This window comes from Nocardia bovistercoris, from assembly GCF_015674855.1.
GTDB classification, from domain to species: Bacteria; Actinomycetota; Actinomycetes; order Mycobacteriales; family Mycobacteriaceae; genus Nocardia; species Nocardia bovistercoris.
In genome coordinates, this window is the sequence record NZ_JADMLG010000003.1 from 54,407 (window position 1) to 71,334 (window position 16,928).

Here is a 16,928-nt window from a genome sequence, read left to right on the forward strand (position 1 = left end):
ACGGGCGCGCGGGTGTGATGATCCCACGCAGGACGAGACGCGGCTGCGGTTGCGACGGGTACCGACACAATCGCCATCCGCGCTCGTCGGGTGACCACGAGCGCGCCGACATACCAATCCTCGCTGGGATGGTGCGCGAACCGAAGCGGGCTGGTCCTCCGAGAAGGCGAGCCGACACGGCGGGTGCGGTCGCGGGCGCGGTCGCGGCGTCGGGGCAGACTGGGGCGCGTGTCCTCGCATCCGATCGCCGCCGTGGTGTGCGCGCTGCTGGCCGCGGCATTGTTCGCGGTGGCCGCGGTGGCGCAGCACCGGGCGGCGGCGACGGTGCCGGAGGGGGTCGGATTCGTCGGGGCGCTGGTGCGGGATCCGCGGTGGTTGGCGGGGATCGCCGGGGATGTGGGCGGTTACGCCATGCAGGTCGCGGCGTTGGCGTTGGGGTCGGTGTTGCTGGTGCAGCCGTTGCTGGTGAGTGCGCTGATCTTCGCGCTGCCGCTCTCGGCGCGGCTCAACGGGCGGCGGATCGATGCGGGCACGTGGGCGACGGCGGGGGCGTTGACGGTCGCGCTCGCGGTGTTCCTGATCGTCGGCGATCCGTCCGAGGGGGTCGCGACGGCGCCGTTCGCCGAATGGGCCGTGCCGCTGGGCGCGTTGCTCGCCGGGCTGGCGGCGGTGGTCGCGGTGGGGGCGCGCTCGGCCGATCCGACGCGGCGCGCGTTGCTGTTCGGGGTGGCGGGCGGGTCGCTGTTCGGGCTCGCGGCCGCGCTCACCACCGGTGTCACCGACCTGTTCGGACGCGGGGTCGGCGCGGCGCTGGGCAGTTGGCAGCTGTGGGCGCTGGTCGCGTCCGGGGTGGCGGGCCTCTATCTGCAACAGCGCGCGTATCAGGTCGGCCCGTTGACCGCGTCGCTGCCCGCGGTGACCATCGCGGAACCGCTGGCGGCGGCATTGATCGGCACGACGGTGCTCGACGAGCGGCTGCGCACCGGCCCGCTCGGCCTCGCGGTGGTCGCGGTGTCGGTGATCGTGATGTGCGCCACCACCATACGGCTCTCCCGCGGGCAGGCACGGAGCTGAGCCGTTCGGTCACGGGTGCGCGTCGACCGCCGTTCGGATCGCCGAAGTAGCGCGCGACGGCGCGCACGGCCGGCTACTATCGGTCGAGTGCACTTTCTTCCGGGACATCAGCCGCCGTACGACCTGACCTACGACGACCTCTTCCTCGTGCCCAATCGCACGGATGTCGCGTCCCGGTTCGACGTCGACCTTTCCACCGCCGACGGCTCGGGCACGACCATCCCGATCGTCGTCGCGAACATGACTGCGGTCGCGGGCAGGCGCATGGCCGAGACGGTGGCGCGACGCGGCGGCATAGTCGTTCTGCCGCAAGATCTTCCGATCAGCGCGGCGGCCGAGACCATCGGTTTCGTGAAGAGCCGCTCGCTCACCGCGGACACACCGGTCACCCTCGAGCCGGAGCATTCGGTGTCGGAGGCCGTCGCGCTGATGCACAAGCGCGCGCACGGCGCGGTGATCGTCACCGAGGCGGGGCGGGCCGTCGGCGTCGTCACCGAATCGGCGTGCGCCGACGTGGATCGTTTCGCCCGGCTCAGCGATGTCGCGGTCACCGGTTTCGTGCAGGCCCCGGTCACCACATCCCCCCGCGACCTCTTCGACCTCCTGGAATCCGCGCACGCCCACCTCGCGGTGCTGACCGCCGACGACGGCGCCCTCGCCGGTGTGATGACCCGCACCGGTGCCATCCGTGCGGGCATCTACCAGCCCAATGTCGACGACCGGCGGCAGTTGCGGATCGCGGCCGCGGTCGGCATCAACGGCGATGTGGCGGCCAAATCCAAGGCGCTGGTCGACGCGGGCGCTGACCTGCTCGTCATCGACACCGCGCACGGCCACCAGGCCAAGATGCTCGAGGCGCTGCGCGCGGTCGCCGACCTCGGTCTCGGTGTGCCGCTGGCGGCGGGCAACGTGGTCTCGGCGCAGGGCACGCGCGATCTGGCCGAGGCGGGCGCGACCATCGTCAAGGTCGGCGTCGGCCCCGGCGCCATGTGCACGACCCGCATGATGACCGGCGTCGGCCGCCCCCAGTTCTCGGCGGTCGCCGAGTGCGCTTCCGCGGCAGCGGAACTCGGCGTCGGCATCTGGGCCGACGGCGGCGTGCGGCATCCGCGCGACGTGGCGCTCGCGCTGGCGGCGGGCGCGTCCAACGTGATGATCGGCTCCTGGTTCGCGGGCACTTACGAATCACCCGGCGACCTGCGCGTCGACCGCGACGGCAACGCGTACAAGGAGAGCTTCGGCATGGCCTCCAAGCGCGCGGTGGCCGCGCGCACCAGCGCCGACAGCGGTTTCGACCGTGCGCGCAAAGCGTTGTTCGAGGAAGGCATCTCCAGTTCCCGGATGCGCTTGGATCCGGAACGTCCCGGTGTCGAAGATCTCATCGACCACATCTGCTCGGGGGTCCGCAGCGCATGCACCTACGCGGGCGCGCGCACACTGGCCGAATTCCACGACAAGGCGGTGCTCGGTGTGCAGTCGGCGGCAGGCTTCGCCGAAGGACGGCCACTGCCCGGCGGTTGGTGACACCACACACCGACGATCGCGAACTCCACCACGTGCCGCCGGGCCGCCGATGGCACCGCGCGGCGGAAGCAGGACTCACTCGGCCGTCGGCGTCATCCCCGAGGGTCGGAACAGGCCGCCCGCCGATCGGTGACCCCGCCTCACGACGGTGGACGACCCCGCGCCGGGCGGTCGACGCCCCTGCGCACCGACCGGCGACGCGGATCGGCCCGCGCGACACACCCGTCGAACCCCGTACCGGCCGAGGCGCGCCCTCGCCTCGGCCGGTAGCATGGGGGTTGCCGGTATCGACCGGCACCGGAACTTCCGCATGCCGAAAGGAACAAGTTGTCACCCGCGTCCGAGGGCGCCGCACAGGAGGGCTCCTCTACCGAGCCGGGTGACAAACCCGGCGCTCTCCATCCCGCAGCAGTCCAAGTAGTCCCGTCCGGCCCTGCCCGTTCTCGCGTGTCGTCCCCGACCGCGCTCGGCAGGTGGTGTTGACAGTGTCCGTCGTGCTCACCGTGCTCAGTCTCATCGGGTTCGTCGCGCTGACCGCGGGCACCGCATTGTTCGTCGCCGCCGAATTCTCCCTCACCGCCCTGGAACGCAGCACCGTCGAGGCACATGCCCGCGACGGTGACGCGCCCGCCCGCATGGTCCGTCGTGCGCACCGGACGCTGTCGTTCCAGCTGTCGGGCGCCCAGCTCGGCATCACCATCACCACCCTCATCACCGGTTACATCGCCGAACCGGTGCTCGCGCGGCTGCTGTCGCCACTGCTCGGCGCGACCGGCCTGAGCGAGAGCGCCTCGGCGGGCATCTCGCTGGCGTTGGCGCTGGTGCTGGCCACCTCGCTGTCGATGATCTACGGCGAACTCGTGCCCAAGAACATCGCCATCGCGCAACCGCTGGCCACGGCCCGCGTCACCGCGGGCCCGATGATCGCGTTCTCCGTGGTGTTCAAGTGGATGATCCAATTCCTGAACAGCACCGCCAATTGGGTGGTGCGCCGCTTCGGCGTCGAACCCGCGGAGGAGTTGCGTTCGGCGCGTTCCCCGCAGGAGTTGGGTTCGCTGGTGCGCACGTCCGCGCTGCGCGGGTCGCTGGATCAGCGCACCGCGCTGGTCATGGACCGCTCGCTGCAGTTCGGTGAACGCAGCGCCGAGGAACTGATGACCCCGAGGGTGAAGATCGAATCGCTGGACAAGTCCGACACCATCGCCGATCTCATCGCCGCCGCGAGCAGCACCGGCTTCTCGCGGTTCCCGGTGATCGACGGCGACCTGGACAACACCCTCGGCGTTGTGCACGTCAAGCAGGCGTTCACGCATCCGGCGGCCGAGCGCCGCACCATCCCGCTCTACCTGCTCGCGCGTCCGGTGCCGATCGTGCCCGCCAGCCTCGACGGCGACGAAGTGCTGGAACGGGTGCGCGCCGACGGCATGCAGATCGCGCTGGTCGTCGACGAATACGGCGGCACCGCGGGCATCGTGACCATGGAGGATCTGATCGAGGAGATCCTCGGCGACGTCCGCGACGAGCACGACGAGGAGGAGCGCGAGGTCCGCCGGGTCGGCGACGGCTGGGACTGTTCGGGTCTGCTTCGCATCGACGAGGTCTCGCGCGCCACCGGCTACGACGCGCCCGAGGGCGAATACGAAACCCTCGGCGGCCTGGTGCTGACCAGGCTCGGCCGCATTCCCGAGACCGGCGACGAGGTGGTGCTGCCCGATTCGGCGCATCAGCACGAACCCTACGACGCCGACCGGGGCGGCTGGATCGCCCGCGTGGAGCGCATGGACGGCAGGCGGATCGACCGGGTGCGCCTGATCCCGGTCGACGCCGAGACCTTGCACGCGCGCACCACACCCGCGGAGCCCGCAGCGCGGGACGAGGTCGCGCCGCTGGTGTCGGAGAACGTCGAGCGGACGGAGCACAGCCATGGGTGACCTGTTCGCGGTGCTGCTCACCGTCGTCCTGCTCGCGAGCAACGCGTTCTTCGTCGCGGCGGAGTTCGCGCTGATCTCCGCGCGCCGCGACCGCCTCGAAGCCCTTGTGGCGCAAGGCAAACGCAATGCCATGACGGTCATCAAAGCCGGTGAGAACCTGTCGATGATGCTGGCGGCCGCGCAATTGGGCATCACGATCTGCTCGATCCTGCTCGGCCGGGTGGGCGAACCCGCCGTCGCGCACCTGCTGGAAGGGCCGTTCGACCTGCTCGGCGTGCCCGAACAACTGCTGCACCCGGTGGCGTTCGCGGTCGCGTTGACCATCGTGGTGATCCTGCACATCCTGCTCGGCGAGATGATCCCGAAGAACATCGCGCTGGCCGGGCCGGAACGCAGTGCGCTGCTGCTGGTTCCGATCCACCTGCTGTGGCTGCGGCTGGCCCGCCCGCTCATCGCGGTCTACAACCTGGCCGCGAACCTGTCGCTGCGGATGCTGCGCATCGAACCCAAGGACGAACTCGAGGCGACGGTGTCGAGTGTGGAATTGGCGGAGATGATCGGCGAATCCCGTTCCGAGGGCCTGCTCGACGAGGAGGAGCACCGCCGCCTGACCCAGGCGCTCGGCAGCTCCGACCGCATCGTCGCCGATGTCATGGTGCCGCTGGAGGCCACCCGCTCGGTGCCGTTGCGCGGCGGCGGAACCACTCTCGGCGATATCGAGTCGGCGGTCGCCGAGACCGGGTACTCGCGCTTCCCCGTGCAGGCCGCCGACGGGTCGCTGGTGGGGTACCTGCACGTCAAGGACGTGCTGGACAAGGTCGCCGACGACAGCGCAGGACCAGGTACGCCCATCCCCCGCACCGATATCCGTCCGCTGCCGACGGTGAGCGCGGGCGCGACCCTCTACGAGGCGCTGGCCCGGCTGCGGCGCACCAGCAGCCATCTCGGCCGGGTCGTCGACAGCCGAGGCAACACCACCGGCATCGTCGCGCTCGAGGATCTGGTGGAGGAATTCGTCGGCACCGTCCGGGATTTCACGCACCGGAACGCGGATTGAGCCGATCGGCGAGGTGCGCAGCATGGAGGTGATGCCGTCGACCCGGTGGCGGGCGCGGGCGAAAGCCAACGCCGACCGGGTCGACGGCCTCGTCGGGCCGTACCTGCGGCGCCGCGCCGCGGGCGCCGCGCACCCGGTGATCGACTTCCTGTTCACCTACTACGGCAACAAGCCCGCCCAATTGCGCCGCTGGCATCCGGGTTTCGGGATCGCGCTCGCCGACGCGCGCGAATACGAGGGCGCGCGCGGCTACATCCGCGCCCGCACCGACGAACTCGCCTACACCGCCGATCCCGAACACCTGGCCCGCCGCCGCGATACCATCGCATTCGTCGCGGACCTGTTGCGCGCCACCGCATCCCGGCCGGCCCAGCTGTCCTGTTTCGGACTGCACGAGTGGGCGATGGTGTACCGCACCGACGATCTGCGGCACGGGAAGGTTCCGCTGCGGTTGTCCCGAGCGGAGACCGACGCCGTGGTCGAATCGATGTCACTACGCTGCACCCACTTCGACGCCTACCGCTTCTTCACCCCGGACGCGGTGGGCCGCAATATGATTCCCCTGGCCCGCACCGATCAGCTCGCCCACGAACAACCCGGCTGCCTGCACGCCACCATGGACCTGTACAAATGGGGTTTCAAACTGGTGCCCCTGATCTCCTCGGACCTGCTGCTCGAATGTTTCGAGCTCGCCTTCGCGGCGCGGGAACTCGACATGCGGGCCAGTCCGTACGACCTGTCGGACCTCGACTACGAGCCGGTACGGATCGAAACCCCTTCCGGGCGGGCCGAATACGTGCGTCAGCAGTCCGAGATCGCCGAGCGCGGGTCGCAACTGCGGACCCGGTTCCTCGATGCCTGCCGCACGCTACTCGATGTGCCCGTCGCAGCGCCGTGATCGTCGGCCACCGGGCCGCTCGACGCGTCGGCGCCGCCCTCTCGGTTCGCCCGCGACGCCGGGCGGTCGGCTACGACCGACGCCGATCATCCGCCGCCGCATCGTTCGGCACATGAGCGCCTGCGTCCCGTTTCGACGGCGACGTCCGAGGCTCGGTTCGACCGACGTGTGGTCGACGGACGGGAATCGCCTGCGCCGCGGTCGGCGAAGGGGCGCCGCACCTCGGTTCGACCTGACAATATGTGGAGGTGGGTAAGGTCGATCGTCGCAGGCAGCCGGTTCAGGCGCGGGCGCGGGAAACCGTGGACGTGATCTTGGAGGCCGCGGCGCAGGTGTTCGACCGCGAGGGTCTGCGGGCGACGACCAACCGGGTGGCCGAGCGCGCCGGTGTCTCGATCGGGTCGCTCTACCAGTACTTTCCCGACAAACAGGCGGTGCTGCACGCGCTGGCCGAGCGCCATATTCGGGAAACGGACGCCCGGTTGCGGGTGCTGTTCGCACGCCTGCGCGCGGAATGCCCGCCCTTCGAGCAGACGACGCGGGAGGTGCTCGAACTGGTCGTCGAGGCGCATCGTGGGCGTCCGGGACTGCATCGCCTGATGCACCGGCTCGCCCCGCGCTCGGTCACCGAACTGGACGCGATCGACGAGTTCGAGGACCGCGTCGCCGCTGAGATCGCCTTCCACCTGCGACGCTGCGAACGCGGCGGTGACGATACCGAGCGCCTCGCCAGGACCGTAGTGCACGCCGTCGACGCGCACCTGCATCGCGTCATGGTCCGCGACGAGATGAGCGTCGACACCCTGCGGGAACTGGTCGAGCGTCTGATCGCCGAACCCTAATCGGCCGCCGACGCGGCCGGCCCATCGCGCACGGCGCGCAGCGTGTCGGCCAGTGTGCCGATTCCCGGCTCCTCGATCGGGAAATGCCCGCAATTGTCGAGCATCACCAATTCGGTGGGCGCGGCGATCCGGTCGAGGAATCGGATACTGGACTCGGGCGGCGTCCAGGTATCCGCGGCGGGTTGCACCAATGTCACCGGCGCGGCATCGAATGCCTCCGGCGCGGTATGCCGGAAAGCGAAGAAATCGGCGAGAAATCCGATCGGCAATGCCGACCCGCCTCCGCGCGGATCGGACGCACACAGCCGCGACAACGCCGGATCCCGACTCATCTTCCCGAGATCCGCGCACCAGCGAACCGGCACGAGCACCCGCCCCGCGACCGACGCGGCGCCCCGCAGCACCGCCGATCCGACCCGCCCGGGCACCGGGAACCGCGCCGCCACCGTGAGCGAACGCGGATCACCCGGATCCAACAGACAGGTCGCCACCACGTGCGCCGCCCGCCCCGTCCGCGCCGCCGCCTCGTACGCGAGCATCCCACCGATACTCGCCCCGAACAGAATCAACGGCCGCGAATCGGCAGCGGTCTCCCGCTCCACCAACTCGCACACCAGATCCACCCACGCCGAATACCTGATCCCCCGCCGATCCGGCACCATCGTATCCCCGTACAACGGCAGATCCGGCACGATCACCTCGGCCCCCTCCCGCACCGCCATGGCCGCGAACGGCCACATCAACCCCGCGTGCCCACCAGCCCCGTGCAACGCCAACACCCGCACCCCCGCCTCCGGCCGCGCCGCCCGAGCGATATGCACCCGCATCCCCCGCCACTCCCACCACGACCGCTCCGGCTCGAGCGCACCCCGATACTCCTCCGGCAGAAACGCCGCATATCTCACGAATTCCATACCCCGAGCCAACGTCACCGCCGAGCGTCCGACAACTCGCGTACGCACCCGCGATCCGACTCCGAAAAACCCAGCCCGAGCAGGACGAACAAGTCGATTCATGACCCCGGCGACGACATTGCTCACATTCCGGGAGCACCGCGGTGACCCACCGTCCGATGGCGCCTGGGGTGACCGGCTCACGCGGCGAGCAGTGCCTCGATCACCGACTCTGCTCGGTAACCGCCGCCGCGGCTCGCCCGCCACCAACAGATCGCGATCGATCGACCCGACCGAAGCACCGCGCGCACGAGCCGCGACGACATCGGCGGCGAAGTGCGGATCGGCGCGGGTCGAGCGGATCGGCGCACGACAGCGAACTGGGCACCGGCCCGTGATCTCCCGCAGGCCGGTCCCGGTAATCCGAATTTCAACGAGCCGAATTCTCTCGGCACACCGTGATCAGCTGAGGGAACCGCTTCGGGTGTCGCGCAGGAATGCGTCCCATTCGGGGGCGGTGAAGGTGAGAGTCGGGGCGGTGGGGTGCTTCGAGTCGCGGACGCCGACGGCGCCGGTCGGGAGGTGTGCCACTTCAACGCACTCTCCGGTGGGTTGGCTGTGGCTGCTCTTGAACCATGTGGCGTTCGGATGATCCGATATCATTGTCCGGCCCCCTTGCTGTGTTCTGTGCGAAACGCCGTTCGGCGTTACGCACCAACAGTATTCACTGTCGGCGCGCACGTCTGCCCATTCGGGTGAGAAATGCGTAGGGGGACTTGAAACGCCTGAACCGAGCGGTCCCGACCGGTCTGTTCAGAAATGGTCGTAGGGGCCGCGCCGAGCGTCTTCCGGAAAATCCGGGCGGATCGCCGGTAAACCCCCGAAAGCCCCGGTGTCCGTGAGAAAGAGTGAATTCGTTGCCCGACAGAGCTATCGGCGTGCTGCACCTCGGAATCAGCGTCGAGATACTGCGGGATCATTCGACGATCGAGCGGCTGGCTCGCAAGCACGGGCACGAGTTGGTGCGGATCGTCACCCTGGACGACAGCACCTACATGCCGACGGTTTTCGTGGTCGGCGCGGCGGCGGAGTCGCGTGCCGGGGTCATCATCACCCCGGATCTGGCGCATCTCGGGGCGGGGTACAAGGCGGTGACGCTGGCGTGCGGACTGCTGTTGCCGACGGGGCCGATCGCACGCAGGTGAGCTCGGCCGGGCGGTCATCGGGCTGTCGGCGCCCCTCGGTATGGTCGATCTCGTCGGCCGCGTGCGCCGGGGAGTAAGGGGTGCCGATCATGCTCGCAGTGGACGAGGTCACCATTCCGGAGCACGTCTACGGCTATCCGGATGTCGCGTTCGGCGGATATGTCGCGGGTCTGCTCGCTTCGCGCGTCGCCGATGATGCCCACCTGCGCGTCGACTTCCGCCGTCGGGTCCCGGTCGGCACGCCGCTGCTGGTGACGGCCGCCGAATCCGGCGGGTACGCGCTCACCGATCGCGACGGCACGGTCCTGGTCGAAGCACGCGGGTCCGCGGTCACGATCGACCTCCCGCCCGCACCCACCTGGGAACGCGCGAGCACGCACACCGAAGCCGCGCTGCCCACCCGACGCCCCACCGACTGCTACGGCTGCGGCTCCTACTGCGCCCCCGGCAAGGGCCTGCGCCTGTATCCGTCCGTCCTCGACGACCGGATCGTGGCCGCGTGGACCCCCGACGCCGAACTCGCCCGCCCCGACGGCACCCTGTCCCCCGAGAACGTGTGGGCCGCGCTCGACTGTCCAGGCGGCTGGGCCGGTATCGAACTGCTCGGCATGCCACGCACCGGCGCGGTCACCGCCGCGCTCACCGCGACCCGTTTCGCACCGATCCGCGCGGGCGAGGACTACCTCTCCTATGCCTGGCCGATCGGCGCGCACGGCCGCAAATTCACCGTCGGCGTCGCGGTCACCACCGCCGACGGCTCCCCCTGCGCCCTGGCCGAAGCCCTCTGGATCGTCCCGCGCTCGACCTCCGGCGCCGGCGACCCGAACTAGGAATTGTCGACGAAACGATACCAGGGAATGTGGTAGGGCTCGTAGGCCACGCCGCGGTCGGCGGGCGCTCCGATATAGGGCGGCGGGGTGTCGGGGAAGTAGCCGAGCCCCTCGGAGTTCTTCTCGTCGCCTTCGAAATAGAACAGGCAGCCGCCGTCCTTGCGGTCGACGTAGCGGATGCTGTAAACGCCGAGCCGGGTGCGGTGTCCCGGGTTCACGCAGTCCACGGATTGATCCTCGAGTATCCCGCGCGACACCGCCCAGCCCGCGCGTTCTGGCACGTCGTACCAGACCAGCACGGCCAGTGCACCGATGAGCAGCGGCGCGGTGAGCGTCAGTCGGACGGCGCGGTAGCGGAACAGGCCGAGCAGGCCGAACAGCGCCGCGAGCACCCCGACCACGCCGAGGCAGGCCAGCAACACCGCGCGCGTCGTGTCGCTGCCCTGTGACACGAGCACCCAGCCGAGGCCGAGGCACAGCAGCACCGTCAAGCCGATGAGCAGGGTCATCCACCACACGAACCAGAACGGGGTCCGCGCCCGATCGGCGACACTCATGCGGAGAAGATAACCGCGATGTCGCCCGAACGCACGCCGTCATCCGGGTTCGCCACGCGGACAAGGGATTCGGAAGGCCGACGAAAACGACGAACCCCCGCCGCGCTCCTCGGATTCCCGCGGTCGGGGGCCCATCGATCCACTACGGTTCAGAGCGGAGGGAAACCCGCCGAACCGGTCGCCAGCCAATTCCAGAACGCCGCGGCACGGTTGGTGACCAAAGCGACAATATCGAGCACAACGCTTCCCATACTTATTCCTGACCTCCAATTAAGTCCAATGCCGCGACCAGGGTAACGGATCGGTCACCGACCCGGCGCAACGGCGGTGGCCCCCGCCGATCCGACGTGGGCCCCTATCCCTTACCCGTTCGAACGTCCCTCACCCGTTCGAACCGGTACGCACACGGAGGAATTCGAACTCGGGCGCCGTGCAGGGCCACAGCCTCCCGATACCGCCGGTGCAGGATGGCTCGGCCGTTTCGGGAGGGCCTGCACCGACCACGAGGTACTCCGGCAGTCCTTGTGTGCCGCCGTCGCACACTCGTAGGGTGAACTCCCACCGGTTCGCGTGGCGGGAACGAGATCGAGCGACGACATGAGGTATCAGCCGTGAAAGATCCTGTACTCAGCCACGTTCGGGGAACGCCGAATCTGCTGCTCGGCAATTACGACCTGACCGCGCTCGGATACACGGTCGACGAATATTTCGTCGCGGGGACGGCGGTGTCCTACCGTCCTGTCGGCGAACTCGGCGTCGACGGTCACTGGGACGTCGTCCCGGCCGAGCGAGCCGACTACCTCACCCGAGCGGTCACCGTCGTCCCGGCCGACGGCGCCCGATTCAACGGCACGGTCGTCGTCGAGTGGCTCAACGTCAGCGGCGGCCTCGACGCTCCCGCGGTCTGGCTGATGGCGCATCGCGAACTGCTGCGCGCGGGCTACGCCTACGTCGGCGTGTCCGCTCAGCGAGTCGGCATCGAGGGCGGCGCCGCTCTCGTCGGCGATCTCTCCCTCAAGACACTGGACCCCCAGCGCTACGCACCCCTGACCCACCCCGGCGACGCCTTCGCCTTCGACCTGTTCAGCCAACTCGGAGCAGTAGTTCGGCACCGCGGCGACGAACTACTCGGCGATCTGCGCCCCGAACGGATCCTGGCGGTCGGCGAGTCCCAGTCGGCCATGTTCCTGACCACCTACCTCAACGCGGTCGCACCCCTCGCCGAGATCTACGACGGCTACCTGGTGCACTCACGGTTCGGCCCCGCCGCGCCGCTGGACGGACGATCGATCCTCGACCCCGACACCGTCGCTTCCCTGCCCTGTCCGCGATTCCGCGACGACCTCCGAACCCCGGTGCTGGCCGTGATCACCGAAACCGACCTCGTCGGCGGGGTACTGCCCGGCTACTGCACCGCCGGACAACCGGACGAGAAGTTCCTGCGCGTCTGGGAGATTCCCGGCGCCGCGCACGCCGACAACTACACCATCCAAGGCGCGTTCCTCGACAGCGGACGCGCACCCATCGAAGACCTCGCCCAAGCCTTCCGCCCCACCGACACACTCATGGGTCGCCGACTCGACCGTTTCCTCAACTTCGCCCCCCAGCACCACTACGTGCTCCACGCCGCGATCGCCCGACTCGACGACTGGGTCCGCACCGGCCGCCCCGCGCCCGCGGCGGCGCGCATCGCGTTGACCGACGACGAGTCCCCGACGATCGCCACCGACAGCCACGGCATCGCACGCGATGGCGTGCGCACCCCGTGGGTCGACACCCCGCTCGCCGCCACCTCGGGCCTCAACACCGAGAGCGACCGCATGTCGAAGCTGTTCGGGTCCGGCGAACTGTTCGACACCGCCCACCTGCACCGCCGGTATCCCGGCGGCCGCACCGAATACCTCACCGAATTCACCACCGCGCTGGACCGGACGATCGCAGCCGGTTTCCTCACCAGCGCCGATCGACAGGAAATCCTCGAACTCACGGCGATCACCGCCGAATGGCGATTCGACCCGGGGGCATTTCACCAGTCGGGCTCGGTGCGGTAGATCTCCCGGTACTCCTCGGCGAAGGCGCGGCGGCCGAGCAGCCGCCAGGCGACGCGGGCGAGCAGCGGCATCTCGGCGAGCATCTTGCGGCGGTCGGCGGCCGCGGCGCCCTGGAGGACGAACCCGAGGAAGATCAACTGCCGGTCCTTCGGCATGTGCTCGCGCCCGCGCTCCCCCAGCGCCCGCCATTCGGGCACGGTCAGCACGTTCTCGACCACCGGCAGGACGCAGCGTTCCTCGTCGGCCATGTGCGCGTCCACGATGTCCGCGAGCGTCGAGAGCGTGCCCGCGAAGCGGTCCCGCACCGAGGGGTCGGCGGCGACGGCGAATTCGGCGCCCTCGCGCGCGGCGCGTTCGGTGAGCTCGGTGATCCGCTCGTGCTGTTCCTCCATGCGCAGGATCGGGGCGGCATCGGCGGGTGCGCGCTCGAGCAGGATCGGCCACAGGAGTTCGTCCTCGCCGGTGTGATGGTGGTGCAGGCCGGTGCGCAGCTCGTCCAGGAAGTCGACCAAGCGCCGGGCGCGCGCGGCGTCCTCGGGCGCCACCGCCGCCACCAGGCCGGGCATGGCGCGCAGGTGGCGGCGGAAGGCATTGTGCAGCAGCACCATGTCATAGGTGTCGGGACGGGCGGTCGCGGTGGCGGTGGCGTTCATGTCTGGCTCCTGTCGCTGTCGGGGATCACGGCGACTGTGCGGTGCGGCACTTGCGAACCACTAGGAGTGCGCCGTCCTACACTTGGCGGGTCATGGTTCGGATCGGTGTACTCGGCGCGCTCACCGCGGCGGACGAGCGGGGCGAACTCGATCTCGGCGGCCCGCGGCAACGAGGCGTGCTGGCGCGACTGCTGGTCGCGCGGGGCGAGGTGGTACCGGTCGACCGCCTGATCGACGACCTGTGGCGCGGGGAGCCGCCGCCGCGGGCGCTCGGCGCGCTCCAAGCCTATGTGTCGAATCTGCGGCGGCTGCTCGAGCCCGCCCGCGCGCCGCGCACTCCCGCCACGGTGCTGATCAGCCGAACGCCAGGGTATGCGGTGTGTCCGACCGTCGCGGACGTCGATGCCTGGCGGTTCGTCGCCGAGGTGGAAGCCGCTGCCGGGCAGGAGGATCCACGCGAGCGGCGGCGCACGCTGGAACGCGCGCTGGCCCGCTGGCACGGCCCCGCCTATGCCGCCTTCTCCGCCGAACCGTGGGCCACCGCCGAAGCGGCGCGCCTGGAGGAACTTCGGCTCGGCGCCCGGGAACAGCTCGCGGCCGCGCTGCTCGAACTGGACGAACCGGCGCTCGCCGCCGCCGAGGCCGAGGTGTTGAGCACCGAACACCCGCTGCGGGAGGAGGCGTGGCGGCTCACGGCCCTGGCTCAGTACCGAGCAGGCCGTCAAGCCGACGCGCTCGCCGCCCTGCGCCGCGCCCGCGCCGTACTCGCCGACGAACTCGGCATCGATCCAGGCCCGGCCTTGACCCGTCTGGAAGCGGATATTCTCGCTCAGCGAATACCGCTGCCGGAAAAGGTGATTCGCCGTCCGCAGGCTGCCGTCGCGCCGCCCGCCGAAGGGGAACCCGAATTCTTCGGCCGCACAGCGGAACTCGATTCGCTGCGGGTGGCGGCCTCGGGTTCCGGTCCCCGGTCGGCAACCGTGGCGGGCGAGGCGGGTAGCGGAAAATCCACGCTGCTGCACCATTTCGCGGCCGAATTGCGCTCGGGTGGCTACCGGGTGGTGATCGGGCGCTGCCCGGAGGACGACGCAGCTCCGTCGGCGTGGCCGTGGGTGGAGATCCTGCGCGTCCTGGCCCGCGAACACGATCCAGGCGCATTCGGTGCGGCCCTGGCCCCGCTGCTCACCGACGGTGTCGGCGCACCGGACGCCGACCGCGCCCACGGCCGTTTCCTGATGCACCGGGCGGTCTGCGACTATCTCGCCGAGGTCGCCGACCGCGCGCCGCTCGCTGTGCTGCTCGACGACCTGCACCGCGCCGACGCCGAGACGGCGGCGCTGCTCACCGCCGTCGCGGGTCGGGTACCCGCACTCGTGCTGATCGGCTACCGACCCGACGAGGCTCCGCCGCCGCTGGCCGACGCACTCGCGGCACTGGCCACCACCGTCCGTGCCCGAATCCGCTTGCGCGGCCTCGCCGTCGAGGACAGCGCCCGCCTGATCGGCGCGCTGACGGGCGACGCGCCGACGACCACCGTGGTCAGGACGCTGCACGAACGCACCGGCGGCAATCCGTTCTACCTGGTCGAGGTCGCGCGGCTGCTGCGCAGCGAAGGCGAGGTGGTGGCGGCCTCCGACGTCCCGCAGGGCGTGCGGGATGTGCTGCGTCGCAGACTGTCCCGACTTCCGGAGACCGCGGTCGCGTTGCTGCGGCTCGCGGCGGTGATCGGGCGGGAGTTCGAGGTCGCGGTGCTGGTGCGCGCGGCCGAGGTGTCCGAGGACGACGTGCTCGACGCGGTGGAGGCCGGAGTGCTGGCGGGACTGCTCGACGAACCAGGCGGCGGCCGAGCGCGTTTCACGCACGTCATGGTGCGCGACACCCTGCTGGGCGACCTGTCCCGGATTCGCCGCGACCGCTGGCACCGACGGATCGCGAGGGCGCTCGAGGAACTCGCGCCCGGCGATGTCGCCGCGCTGGCCCACCACTACGGCGAATCGGTCACCGCGGACACCGCGCGCCGGGCCGCCGACTACGCCGTGGCCGCCGCCGAGCGCGCCGAACGCCGCTACGCCCACGACGTCGCCGCGTCGAATTACGAACGCGCCGTGGCCGCGCTCGAGCGCGACGTCGTCGCCGACACCGTCACCGAGCGTGTCGACCTGCTGTGCCTGGCGAGTCGGGCGCACCTGGCCGGCGGCGCCGGACAACCCGCACGCTCGGCCCGGCGCCGCGCGGCCGCGCTCGCCGATGACGCGGGCCGGGTCGATCTGCTGGTGCGGGTGTTCACCGCCTGGGACTCCCCCACCCCGTGGGTGAACCGGATGTACGGCGTGGCCGAGCACGAAGTGGTCGACTGGATCACCGACGCACTGCGTTTCCCGGATCTGACCGCCGCCGACCGGTGCAGGCTGCTGGTCACCTTCGCCGACGAGATCGGCGGCGTTGCGGAGGAACGCGCCGCGGCGGCCGCCGCAGAGGCCGAAGTCCTGGCGCGCGCACTCGGCGACGACGACCTGCTCGCGCCCGCGCTGCAAGCGCGCGCCTCCCTCTACGCCTGCCCGGACCGCGGCCCGCTCGGCGCCGAGTTGATCGAACTCGGGCGTCGCCGGGATCGCAAGGACTACCTGCTGCTCGGCCACACGGTATCGATCCAGGCCGCCGCGTCCGAGGGCGATATCGCGGCCGTTCGCGAACACCTGAGCGTCACGACGGCGCTCGCCGACCGCTACCAGTGGCGGCAGGCGCAGGTGGCGAACACGATGACGGCCGGGCTGGCGGCGCTCGCGTCCGGCGACCCGGAGGCGGCCGAGCGGCACTATCTCGCGGCGGGCGAACTCACCACCCGCGCGGGCATTCTGAACCCCGGCGGGATCCTGGCCATGGCGCTGTTCGTGGTGCGTATGCACCAAGGTCGCCTTGGTGAACTCGCCGAGATGGCCCGCGCGTACGCCGAAAGCGCCGCCGCCGAGACCGCCGACACCGTGGTGGATTTCCAGGTGCTCGCCCTGCTGGCGGCGGGCGACCGGGACGAGGCGGCACGCGCGCGGCAGCGCGGCCGACCGATCCGCGACGACCTGTTCCGCTCGCTGTTCCTGACGATGCGCGGCATGGTCGTGGCGGAACTCGGCACGCGTGCGGAGGCGGCGACCCTCTACCGGGAACTGCTCCCCTGGCGCGACCGACTCGGCGGCGCCGACACCGGTTCCTATGCCGTCGGCCCGGTCGACACCGTCCTCGGCGATCTGGCGGCCCGCGGCGGCGATCGCGCGCTCGCCGCCGAACACTACCTGGCCGCACTGCGGATGGCGCGGCGCTGCGGGAACCCGACGTGGAGCGCACAGGCCACGCGCCGCCTCGAGAGCTGATCACTGGTCGTTCACAAGTGCGGCCCGGACCATCACTCCCGACGATCC

Annotated in this window: 14 protein-coding genes; 10 read left to right on the top strand and 4 right to left on the bottom strand. The window is 70.4% G+C overall.

Translation table 11 applies throughout. The features are described 5' to 3' along the window. The first annotated feature begins 228 nt into the window (after positions 1–228). The 6 genes from IT779_RS08290 to IT779_RS08315 all read left to right on the top strand — a co-directional run bounded on the left by IT779_RS08290 (position 229) and on the right by IT779_RS08315 (position 7,326). Entirely contained in the window at positions 229–1,074 is an 846-nt protein-coding gene (locus IT779_RS08290; RefSeq protein ID WP_196148633.1) for a DMT family transporter, read from the top strand. Between the two features lie 87 nt (positions 1,075–1,161). Then, the gene (locus IT779_RS08295; protein WP_196148634.1) at positions 1,162–2,598 is read left to right on the top strand and encodes a GuaB1 family IMP dehydrogenase-related protein; all 1,437 of its coding nucleotides are present in this window, start codon (positions 1,162–1,164) and stop codon (positions 2,596–2,598) included. Between the two features lie 485 nt (positions 2,599–3,083). After that, complete coding sequence (locus IT779_RS08300) at positions 3,084–4,529, top strand: hemolysin family protein (protein ID WP_196149140.1); 1,446 nt, start codon at positions 3,084–3,086, stop codon at positions 4,527–4,529. After that, entirely contained in the window at positions 4,522–5,586 is a 1,065-nt protein-coding gene (locus IT779_RS08305) for a hemolysin family protein (protein WP_196148635.1), read from the top strand. Before IT779_RS08300 ends, IT779_RS08305 begins: the two co-directional genes overlap by 8 nt. A 22-nt stretch (positions 5,587–5,608) precedes the next feature. Next, positions 5,609–6,484, top strand: a complete 876-nt coding sequence (locus IT779_RS08310; RefSeq protein WP_196148636.1) for a 3-methyladenine DNA glycosylase — start codon at positions 5,609–5,611, stop codon at positions 6,482–6,484. Between the two features lie 248 nt (positions 6,485–6,732). Further along, positions 6,733–7,326 carry a TetR/AcrR family transcriptional regulator gene (locus tag IT779_RS08315; RefSeq protein WP_332838718.1) on the top strand — a complete coding sequence of 198 codons (594 nt, stop codon included), beginning with the start codon at positions 6,733–6,735 and terminating at the stop codon, positions 7,324–7,326. On the opposite strand, the gene IT779_RS08320 is transcribed toward IT779_RS08315, so the two are convergent. Together IT779_RS08320 and IT779_RS08325 are read right to left on the bottom strand one after the other, a co-directional pair. Next, positions 7,323–8,240 (bottom strand): alpha/beta hydrolase, encoded by a 918-nt coding sequence (locus IT779_RS08320; protein WP_196148637.1) that lies wholly within the window; start codon positions 8,238–8,240, stop codon positions 7,323–7,325. The genes IT779_RS08315 and IT779_RS08320 overlap by 4 nt on opposite strands. A gap of 441 nt (positions 8,241–8,681) precedes the next feature. Further along, positions 8,682–8,882: a DUF397 domain-containing protein gene (locus tag IT779_RS08325; RefSeq protein WP_196148638.1), complete on the bottom strand. Its 201-nt coding sequence runs from the start codon at positions 8,880–8,882 to the stop codon at positions 8,682–8,684. A gap of 254 nt (positions 8,883–9,136) precedes the next feature. On the opposite strand from IT779_RS08325, the gene IT779_RS08330 reads away from it, so the two are divergent. Both IT779_RS08330 and IT779_RS08335 read left to right on the top strand, forming a co-directional pair. Then, a complete protein-coding gene (locus IT779_RS08330) occupies positions 9,137–9,424 on the top strand; it encodes a hypothetical protein (RefSeq protein ID WP_196148639.1) in 288 nt (95 codons plus the stop codon). Between the two features lie 89 nt (positions 9,425–9,513). Beyond that, a complete protein-coding gene (locus tag IT779_RS08335; protein ID WP_196148640.1) occupies positions 9,514–10,254 on the top strand; it encodes a PaaI family thioesterase in 741 nt (246 codons plus the stop codon). Here the strand turns inward: IT779_RS08335 and IT779_RS08340 are convergent. After that, entirely contained in the window at positions 10,251–10,811 is a 561-nt protein-coding gene (locus IT779_RS08340) for a hypothetical protein (RefSeq protein ID WP_196148641.1), read from the bottom strand. The two genes, IT779_RS08335 and IT779_RS08340, sit on opposite strands and share 4 nt — an antisense overlap. Positions 10,812–11,422: 611 nt before the next feature. Between IT779_RS08340 and IT779_RS08345 the strand changes: the two genes are divergently transcribed. Then, the gene (locus IT779_RS08345; RefSeq protein ID WP_196148642.1) at positions 11,423–12,862 is read left to right on the top strand and encodes an alpha/beta hydrolase domain-containing protein; all 1,440 of its coding nucleotides are present in this window, start codon (positions 11,423–11,425) and stop codon (positions 12,860–12,862) included. On the opposite strand, the gene IT779_RS08350 is transcribed toward IT779_RS08345, so the two are convergent. After that, on the bottom strand, positions 12,838–13,515 hold the full coding sequence (locus IT779_RS08350; RefSeq protein WP_232541568.1) for a hemerythrin domain-containing protein: 678 nt from the start codon (positions 13,513–13,515) through the stop codon (positions 12,838–12,840). The genes IT779_RS08345 and IT779_RS08350 overlap by 25 nt on opposite strands. Before the next feature lie 92 nt (positions 13,516–13,607). Here IT779_RS08350 and IT779_RS08355 point away from each other — a divergent pair, with 92 nt between their 5' ends. Further along, positions 13,608–16,880, top strand: coding sequence for a BTAD domain-containing putative transcriptional regulator (locus IT779_RS08355; RefSeq protein ID WP_196148643.1), 3,273 nt, complete (start codon positions 13,608–13,610; stop codon positions 16,878–16,880). Positions 16,881–16,928: the final 48 nt, after the last annotated feature.